At 55.4% G+C, this 9,298-nt stretch carries 7 protein-coding genes; all 7 read left to right on the top strand.

Annotation, left to right across the window (positions count from 1 at the left end; translation table 11 throughout):
• The first annotated feature begins 801 nt into the window (after positions 1-801).
• The 7 genes from GGQ67_RS24660 (at position 802) to GGQ67_RS24630 (ending at position 8,893) form a co-directional block, all read left to right on the top strand.
• On the top strand, positions 802-2,115 hold the full coding sequence (locus tag GGQ67_RS24660; protein ID WP_183902745.1) for a tyrosine-type recombinase/integrase: 1,314 nt from the start codon (positions 802-804) through the stop codon (positions 2,113-2,115).
• An 87-nt stretch (positions 2,116-2,202) separates the two neighbouring features.
• Complete coding sequence (locus GGQ67_RS24655) at positions 2,203-2,649, top strand: DUF6641 family protein (protein WP_183902744.1); 447 nt, start codon at positions 2,203-2,205, stop codon at positions 2,647-2,649.
• 292 nt (positions 2,650-2,941) lie between these two features.
• The gene (locus GGQ67_RS24650) at positions 2,942-3,715 is read left to right on the top strand and encodes a DUF2958 domain-containing protein (protein ID WP_183902743.1); all 774 of its coding nucleotides are present in this window, start codon (positions 2,942-2,944) and stop codon (positions 3,713-3,715) included.
• Between the two features lie 554 nt (positions 3,716-4,269).
• Positions 4,270-6,006, top strand: coding sequence for a hypothetical protein (locus tag GGQ67_RS24645; RefSeq protein ID WP_183902742.1), 1,737 nt, complete (start codon positions 4,270-4,272; stop codon positions 6,004-6,006).
• A 59-nt stretch (positions 6,007-6,065) separates the two neighbouring features.
• Complete coding sequence (locus tag GGQ67_RS24640; RefSeq protein ID WP_183902741.1) at positions 6,066-7,334, top strand: hypothetical protein; 1,269 nt, start codon at positions 6,066-6,068, stop codon at positions 7,332-7,334.
• Positions 7,335-7,336: 2 nt separating this feature from the next.
• Positions 7,337-8,188, top strand: coding sequence for a hypothetical protein (locus tag GGQ67_RS24635; RefSeq protein WP_183902740.1), 852 nt, complete (start codon positions 7,337-7,339; stop codon positions 8,186-8,188).
• Between the two features lie 144 nt (positions 8,189-8,332).
• Positions 8,333-8,893, top strand: a complete 561-nt coding sequence (locus tag GGQ67_RS24630) for a hypothetical protein (RefSeq protein WP_183902739.1) — start codon at positions 8,333-8,335, stop codon at positions 8,891-8,893.
• Positions 8,894-9,298 lie beyond the last annotated feature (405 nt).

Below are 9,298 nucleotides of genomic sequence, written 5' to 3'. Positions count from 1 at the left end.
GACCTCCGCCGACTGATAGAGCCGGATATCGCTTCGCAAAAAGAGCCGGTTCGGAGACGCCGCCTACGTCAATGTGCATGGAAAATCGCGCTTACCAAAGACTCACTCTGGGATCGCGGCGGACCTACTTCGAAGTCTTCGCGGAAGCGGATGCCGTGGTCATCCGAAAGACGTTCTCGGCTAAGCGGACCCGAGAGTGGAGGGCATTTGACACGGACAGGGATCGATTCCTCACGGCTCTAAAAGGATTCGATATCATTGAGACGGAAGGGACGTACATCGCAGAACTGCGCTTGCTTACGGAGCAGGACATAGAGATCGCACGAGTTGCCATGGACGCCATCCACTGGAACATTCGAAAGTTATTGGGCCCACGGAGAACCTAACGGGTTCGGACGGCGGTAATTTCTGACAAAGGGCAGCCCATAGGCTGCCCTTTTTTGGATTTCGGGCGCGGAGCCGAATCCGCTCTTATGGTAACACCACTACGGCAAATCCGCATGTTCCGGTTCTCCGTTCGGAGAAATGGCGAATTTGGTCACGTGTTTTAACGGAAAAACACCGACTTAGAATCCAGTCTTTTGTGTTGCTCTAAACGAACTCTTTGAAATGTCTGACTTATCAGTCTTTTCTTGCCCTTTCTTTGAACGGCAATATCGGTAGCGCAGCGTTAGCACAACGCTTGCCCTGCCGGGAAAAGCTCTTTGTTTCCAATATCAATGATTTTCGGTCATGGTCGGCGCTAGCACAGTGTTAGCGCGGACCACCTACCGTAGTAACGCCATTGGAGGCCCGGTTCCCGTGCTGCAAACCTTCAGACAAACCAAAGACCCCTTCGTTCTCTTTCAACGCGACGGCACGAATTGGTCCATGCGCTACACAATGGACAGCCGTCAGATCAGAAAGTCGCTGGGCACATCGGATGAAGCCGAAGCTCGTCGGCTGGCAAACGAAATATGGCACGAGCAGAATTATCGCCTGAAACTTGGCCTGAGCCTTGTTGAACATGCCTTCAGCGTGGTGGCCGAAGAATTTATCAGGACAATCGAAGCGGAAGCCGAGCGCAAAGAGCGTAGCGCCGATCATGCGTATTTTTGGCCACCCAAAATCAGGCGATTTCTAATCGGCTACTTCGGAGAAAAACCAATCGATAAAATCACGCCGCCTGACATCGAACGCTATCTCGAATGGCGCAAGACCTACTGGACGTCAGGCCCCGGCAGCGAGATTGAGAAGATCCGCGTCGAGCGAGAAGACGGGCGCGTCTTCAGCCGTCCCGCTCCTCGCAAGATCGCATCGCTTAGCACGATAAAGGGAGAGATGGTCATCATCCGCAGCCTCTTCCAACAGGCTGTGCGCTGGGGCTACTGTCAGCAGATCGTCATTCCTAATCCGGTGGTGCGCAAGCGCATCGATAATCGCCGCCCCGGCTTCACGCCAGAGGAATACGAAAAGCTGTTCAACATGGCGCTTGCCCGCATCTCCGAACTCCAGCCCAAAACAAGAGACATCAAGGCCAAGGATGGCCGCGAATGGACAATGAAATTCACGCCTAAAAACGTAAAAGCGGATCGTGTTCGCCTTTACTGTTACATCGAAATCATGGCCCATTCTGGCATGAGGCCAACGGAAGCCAAGAATCTTACCTGGGCGAATATCATTGGCTTTCGTGCGTGTAAGAACAAACCCATCAGCGAACAGGATGTTCGCCTTCAAGTCCGCGGCAAGGGAAAACATGGCACCTCAATCCCGCTTCTGGACGTTATCCCAGCGCTTTCTATGCTTTGGGGCGTTTTCGAGCAGGAGGTGGGGCGCCCACCTGAAGACGACGATCCGGTATTCTCCGATGCGGACGGAAAGCAAATTTTATCGTTTAAGAGGGGATTCAACGAGCTACTAAAAGCCGCCGGCCTTGAATACGATTATAGAGGAGTACGTCGCACTCCGTATTCGTTGCGGCATTACTATATCTCGACGATGCTGATCAAAGGCGCGTCAATATATGACGTGGCGCTGAACACACGCACCTCATTGCAAATGATCGAGCAACATTACGCCCATGTTGCCACCGAACATATCAAGGATCGACTGAGGCCGGGAGTAACAGACTGGTAGACCTCACCGAGTAAACCTTTCACTCGCCCTTTTGGTAGACGGCTGTATCCGGAGACAACGGCAACGATGTTCGGAAAGGATGACAACATGTCTCACCTCAAGGCTCTCAAGCTTACCTCCGCAGTTCCAGCTCGCGCAACGATCGATCCCGTACTGCGGGCGCGGGAAAAGATGATTGCAACGCTCACCGAGCAGAAGCAGATGGCCGAGGCGAAGATCGCGGGACAGGCATTTGCGCCCAAGCATATCGTCCGGAAAAAGGACGTGGACGGTCAGCGTATCGAGGTTGAGGCCTTGAAGCGCGTTCGTCAGGGCTGGTTCACCGATGGCAGCGGAAAGGTTTTTTTCTCGGTCCGATACGCTGGCAAAGCGATCGAGTTCGCCAAGGACAAGAACGCGATCGAGGTCGGCGACATTGCGGCACTCCCGGCTGTTTTCGATACACTGATTGAGGCGGTACGCGCCGGCGAGCTTGATTCACAACTGGTCATCGCGGCAGCCGAGCGCGGCAGGCTTCTGCGCAAACCCGTTTGAAGGTTTTCCGATCAGCGTGATTGCCAAAGGACATGGGATCATATGATCCCATGTCCTTTGTGCGTTCCGGCTATAGTGACACTGTCAAAGAGCGCCTAGGACGCAAGGCAAGTCTGGCCTGCATAACGCAGCGCGTTACGCTTCGGACCCACTCTATGATATGTCTGCATGTCTGGATGACATACGTCGCAGCTAGAGCAAAGCCTGCCTATTCTAACGCTTGAATCTCTACTCGCCCATTCTTCCGCACGGTGTTTTTGCTTCCACAGCAAGAAGCTGAGGGAGCAAAAACATGGCAGGGGGCCGGCCAAGATACTGGAGCGACAATGACAATCGAGACTGGATCAAGCAGGCGCAGATTGATCTGGTGCTGCTGTTCTCCAGCGAGCTCCATGTTGGTAAACTGCCGTTCTACAAGCAAAAGGCAGCAGGCAAAGCACTTGATCTTGTCTACGAATTCGACGGACTGATCCACCGTCGTCATTATTTGTCGCCGCTCTCCTGGCGCGCCATCATCTTGTTTGCGGTGATCGCATCTAAAACCCTAATCGTCCACGACATTGACCGACGCAACCGATACCGGCAATTGTTCCCACGAACTCTTGTCCGTCGCCTCAATTGGCATGCGCGGCCCGATGCCAACTTTCCGCCAGTCGTTCGGCTCTTCGATCCGCGCGGAGATGCAGTGATGCTGCTGACGCGCAGTCGACTATGCGGTCATGCGGTTGATGCACTCCATAATCTTGGCGAAAAACCGGTTTTCCAGACGCTCTTGATTTCCGACATCATGGCGTTGCGGCCGATGCTCGGGATCGAACTTGTTCGCGATGAGACATTCTCTTCGGCGACGCCGATCAAAAACTATGTCCAAGCCGCCGGTCTGACCGGTCGGATCACTGATGAACCGGAATTGCCACGACTTGTTCTTGCTCCAATCAACACCGATCTTGTATCAGCTGCGCCACCCACCGCCACGATCGCGCGGATTTTCGATCAGCAGTGCCGAAAGCATCCCTCGCTGCAACGGTTTCGGCAACGTCGCATATTCGATGACTATTGCGAATAAACGTCGCGATGATTGAATTGACGTATCCCGTTTCCGTTCCTTTTAGAGGAATTGATCAAATTAACGATATTTTCCAATGAGTATTGACATTGTAAAATCAATATATACGTGTTGATCCACATTCTGGCGAGAGCATATCTGCTCATGGACCGCAAATGGTCAGCCAAACGGAGAAGATATTCTCCAAAAAATCGCTGTTTCTTCCTCTTAAAGGAAAATTTGTCCAGGCAGCGCTGGGCAAATGGAGGCAGTGCCGGTGCATATCGCGGCATGCTCGATATGCACGTCATCAAGTTGACCCTTGATGTGCAGGTGGGGCCTGAGAGGGCCACGACCATTCAAACAGCGATCCTCTTCGATGAGGCGCTGCCCCTTGCTGGGGGCCGTTGGTGTCAGCCGACGGGGTTCGCAGTCTGGAGACGCCACCAACCAACGGGCCTTCCGGAATGGGGCTCACCAACCCGATCAAGCCGTTTTCGGTTTGTCGGAGGTGAGCTGCTGCGCATAGGGAAAAACACGCCTCGGCTCGCCTTTCCAACGTGAAAGGTGACTTCATGTCTTCCGAACAGACAACCTCCCCCTCTTCGTACAATTTATCGACTTCTGCTCAGGCCATTGCCGTGGCCACGGCTTCCGATCCAGTCGAATTCGATGACGTGCCGTCTTTGGGTGCCGATCATGGCGCCGCTGACGAAGCCAAATGGCATGAAGCAACGATCAAGGTGATCAGCCAAGCCAATGGTCTTTCGTTAAGGAGCGATAAGGCGGCTCGCCAATCACTGGCCATGGTCCTGATTGATGTCGAACTTCATAGGCCAGAGTTTTTCCAGCTCGGTCTCAAGCAGGAAGGGTTTAGCGAGCCGGCCAACAAGGACGTGCTGACGCTTGGCATTGCCTTTCACTACCGCCTTGATGTCGGACATAAAGACGTAGCCACCAAGACCAACAATTCAAAGATGCTCAACCGGCTCGTCAGCGCCGCCCGCTACATCAAATCCAAAGCCATTGATAAGACTGGCAAGCTCAAAGTGACGTTCGACAAGGCGGGCGTCGAACAATTGATGACGATCATCAAGGAAGAAGGCGGCATCAACGCCTCAATGGAAAAATATCTCGCTGCGAAGAAAGGCACTGAGAAGACGGACCTCATTATTTTGGACGAAGACCTGCTGGCAGCCGTTCGCGAGGAGCGTTACGCCGCCAACCAGCCCGATGACGCTGAATTGGTCGTGGGATTCGGTAGGCGCGGCGGCGATAACTCAGTCAGCCTGATCAATGAACTGACTTTGACTGCGGCGGTGAAACGAGCCATTGCCGCTGAGTTCAAATCACCGGAACCGAAAGTCGCGTTTCTTCGACAGTTGCTTCAAGTGAAACGCGCCGTCATCGAGGAAAAAACCAACCTCCTCATCAACCATTTCGACGACATCAACGACAAGTCCGCGCCGCGTCGGCGCGCCCATAGCCACGTCGTCTTCAACCCTGGAAAGGAAATCACAATCTCCCCCATCCTGTCGGATGCAAGCGTAGTCGTACGGATCGTACCGACCATTGATCTGCTCGGATCGCCTGTCGTTGCCCATATCGAGTTTCGTACACAAAATATCCGCTCGATTGAGGCCAATCTGACTGCAGACCGGATTGATGCTTTCCAGCTATCGGCGACGTCGACGCCGGGGTTAAAGAGTGGCATCGTTCGGCTGACGCTATCATCGGACGTGGCCGTCGATCCGTCGAAGACAGTCGATCTACTGGTGCAGCAGGTTTATTCAAAGACCGGCAACCTGCCCTTGACGCTGGAGAACTTCGTCCCGTCCGTCACCCTTGATAGCGTCGATTTTCTCCCGGCGATGAAACAGATCGCCGATGGCAGCAAGGACGCGATCAAGAAGTCGAAGCCGGTGACGATCACCGCTGAGCCCGGTCGGCTAACGTGCTCTGTTCTAGAGCTTCACGCCGAAATCATCCACGAAGGTTCTGCTCGGAAGCTCTCGACCGGAGTGCGTGCTGACGACTTCCAAGCGGTCACGGCGATGCTTGTCGATGTCAAGGACGACATCATCGGCGGCATATCGCTCGGTATTCATGCCGACATGCTGCAGGTGGTCTTCGCCACACAGCTGGCGTCCTATCAGGTGCATATCCCCAAGCAGACCGGCAACGGAACGCGCTCGGACAAGTTCATGCGCAAACTTGTCCCGGTCATGTGGCCTGGCCTTAACCTCGATGATGACGAAACCGAGATGGGTGCGGGTGATCCCGTGAGCGACGGCGGGCAAGCCCCGAATTGAGCCGTCTGCAGGGGAGCAAAAGTGCTCCCCCGCTCTCCCTTCTCCTTCAAGGAACGATCATGAACTTCGACCGTCTATGGGCCGATTACGCCCGCTATCTGCCCGCGCCAAACGAGAACTTCGTCAAGTTTGCCGAACAATCTTCCTCCACCGCGCTGAAGAGCCGACTTCCAACCGGGGTCCTGGCGAGACATCTCAACTTCCTGAAGCCGTCGTCACCGCTGTTCAGCTGGCCCGACATTCTGTTCACCGCAACCTTTGCCGTCGACAAGACGGCAGACACGATCATCACCAGACGCGACCGTCAGACCAGTTTCGTCCTTGGAGATAGCGGCGGCTTCTCAATGATCAGTGGCGCGATCAAGCATTCGATGGCCTCGTGGCGAGAAGCGACACTGCGGTGGCAGGAGCGAGACTGCGATGTCGGCATCATCGTTGACGTCCCGACCCGCGCCATCGAAGTCCCGGCCAGCGGCTTCAAGAGTTTCCAGCAATGCCTGGATCAAACCATCCGCAATGCCGAGTTCGCCATCAATGCCCGGTCGCGCTCGGATCTGAAACTGCTCGCTGTCTACCAGGGCCGCACCAAGGCCGAGGCAGACCGGTGGGCCGATGTCATGCAGCGCTACCAGCTGCAATTTGAGGGCATGGCGATCGCCGGCCATACCCGGCTGAACATCCATGAATGGGTTCCACGGCTTATCGGCATGATCGAGCGCGGCACGTTTGAAACCGTGCGCCACATCCATTTTCTTGGCACGGCGCAACCAAAGTTTGCCGTGCTGGCAACCGCGCTCCAGCGGGCGCTGCGTCGGCATGTCAGGACCGACATCAATGTCACCTTCGACAGCTCGACCAGTTTCACCTTCGTGCAGAAATACGGGCAGATCACCACCGGCCTTGATGCCGGCAGTTTCCGCATGACCGAACATATCATGCCAAGCCGGCCGGCCGATTTCGAGCCGTCGGCCCCATTCCCGTATCGCGGCCCGCTGGCGGACCGATGCAGGCTGGGTGATTTTATGCCCGGAACCGATCCGGCGAAGAACCCGGCAGACAGCGTCGGCAACAACATGCTGTCACATCACAGCGTCTATGCGGAACTGTCGGCGATCCTCCAGGCAAACCGCCTGGTGGATATGGCGCAAGCGGGAAAGAACAGCCTGGTGCCTCACGGTATCGCGCTCGCCGTCGACAGGATAGATCGCGCATTTGCCTGCGACGGCAAGGCAGTTGCCGATCTGCAAGGCATCTTCCGCAAACCTGAGAACACGATGGTGGCGGTGAGCACAGACCGTGCCGACGATTTCCAACCGACGGGAGTTTGATCATGACCGCATACCCCTTCGGAGCATTCGTCATCAGCTATCTGCCCAATAACATCGTGCATCGCAAAGCCCGGCGTGACGATCTTGCCAAGGTATTGGATTGGTGGATGAGCAAAACAGCCGTGCCCATCTCCGTGATCGCATCGAACTGGCGCGACACGGATCGTAAGTTGCTGGAGCTGTCGATCGATCTCAAGGCGATCACCATTATCGAGCAGCCGGCGCAATCGGTGGTGTTGAACCGGGTCGCCGCCTTCGAAGCGTTCTACCAGAGCGATTTTGACTGGGGCATCATGCTGGATGACGACGCCGTTCTCTACGACGGCCCACAGCACAATCGCGGCCCGCGCTTGTTCGCCGAGATGATCGCCAACGGCTTGTCCGCCTATTCGGGCGTCGATGTGTTTTTCCCGATCAGTCCGCAGAAGGTCGGCTTCTCCCCCATCTACGCCAAAGATCCCGCCCTCTATGCGGCGCACCATGTGTTTGAGCGGAACATCGACTTGAAAGGCAGTCTGTTCGTCATTCGGAATTTGAGAAAGGAAGGGCGGCCGGAGGTCATGCCAGATCCAGGGTTCACGCTGGTGGGCGAGGATCGGCAAATCGCGCTGGAAGCCGTCAGCCTCGGTTACGCCGTCATGCAATGCCAGAACATCGTTCTCAACGAGCTTGCGGGCACCAGCCATTTCGGTCCCGCCGGCGGCCGAGCGGCCCTGATGAAAGCCGGCTACACCGCGCTCGCGCACACATACGCAAGCCACGGCCTAACAATGTCCGCCGATGGCCATCGTCAGGATCTCAAAGCGTTCTGGGCGGCCTGCTGGGGGATTAAGCCCAAGAGGATCGTCGTTTAGGCCGTGATATCCGAAAACTCTGAACCGGACTTGGGGCAGCCTGAGTTCAAAACGGTCGCCGATATTTTACCGCTCGTACACCGTCCAGGCGAGCCAGACCTTAATTTCTCCAGAATAAACCCAAAGCACAATCATGAGGTTGCCATGCTCATCGACGACAAGACACAACCGTTTTACAAGAACCACCTGATCAACGCGCTGGACTTTTTTGATCATCAGCCGCCACCCCTGGTGATCGATCACCTGAGCGGCATCAATTCGTTCGTGCGAGCCCCCGGGACCAAACGGTTTCTGCACCGGATGTACACGCCGTTTCAGAGATATCGGAGTGTCGAGGGTGACACGGTCAACGATCAGGCGTCGAAGGCGGATTACGACACGCTGATCGCCGCCGCGCTCACGTGCCACGAGTTCGTCGCTCTTGGCGAGCATCCGCAAAAAGTCGAACAGCCGATGGACCATATCAACAGTTTCGAGGAATTAGACGATCGCTGGATCGTGGCCTATTATGCCTACGCGCCCGATACCCGGCGGCCAGGGCATATCGGTCGCATCACCTCAAGCCTCATCATGGTCGGCCTTCATGGCGATAACAAAAGCTACAAACGGGAAGCCATGCTTTTGACAGCGGGCTCAAGATGGCCGATCGTCAAGGGTAACGAGCGGCCGATTGCCGGCCATGAAGTGGCGGAGGTGCGCATCTAAACGATGGAACGTTGAGCCGGCCCGGCCCATTGGTCAATCCAAATGCATTGTTTCCGCACCCCAAAATAATCGAAAATAACCCGACATATCGCGGATCTCGTAACGGACTGAGGCATAAATAAATTGCGAACATTAAGTCTGGAAAACGAAGTGTTTGCGCTTCGTTTGAGGACTTAAAGACGGCCTTCGAAAAAGAAACATTGGCCCTGCTTGTCCTTCCAGACGCAAGCAGGGTTTTTCTTTTTACGGAGTTTTCAAAATGACCAATCAATCTTCCAAGCCAAGCACAGCTCAAATTTTGCAGATGATCGTGAGCGCGACGAACACACCACGTTGTGGCCGAGGCCAGCTTGTGCCTGCGGCTATTGGCGGGCGGCGCGGGTTACAGCATAGAGCTGGGTGACC

It is taken from the genome of Rhizobium metallidurans, from assembly GCF_014196505.1.
Taxonomy (GTDB): domain Bacteria; phylum Pseudomonadota; class Alphaproteobacteria; order Rhizobiales; family Rhizobiaceae; genus Rhizobium; species Rhizobium metallidurans.
This window is presented reverse-complemented; position numbering and strand designations above follow the sequence as displayed.

Bases quoted from the DNA above. Each gene is read 5' to 3' on its own strand.
- GGQ67_RS24655 (WP_183902744.1), top strand. From the start codon at position 2,203: ATGTCTCACCTCAAGGCTCTCAAGCTTACCTCCGCAGTTCCAGCTCGC.
- GGQ67_RS24650 (WP_183902743.1), top strand. From the start codon at position 2,942: ATGGCAGGGGGCCGGCCAAGATACTGGAGCGACAATGACAATCGAGAC.
- GGQ67_RS24645 (WP_183902742.1), top strand. From the start codon at position 4,270: ATGTCTTCCGAACAGACAACCTCCCCCTCTTCGTACAATTTATCGACT.
- GGQ67_RS24640 (WP_183902741.1), top strand. From the start codon at position 6,066: ATGAACTTCGACCGTCTATGGGCCGATTACGCCCGCTATCTGCCCGCG.
- GGQ67_RS24635 (WP_183902740.1), top strand. From the start codon at position 7,337: ATGACCGCATACCCCTTCGGAGCATTCGTCATCAGCTATCTGCCCAAT.
- GGQ67_RS24630 (WP_183902739.1), top strand. From the start codon at position 8,333: ATGCTCATCGACGACAAGACACAACCGTTTTACAAGAACCACCTGATC.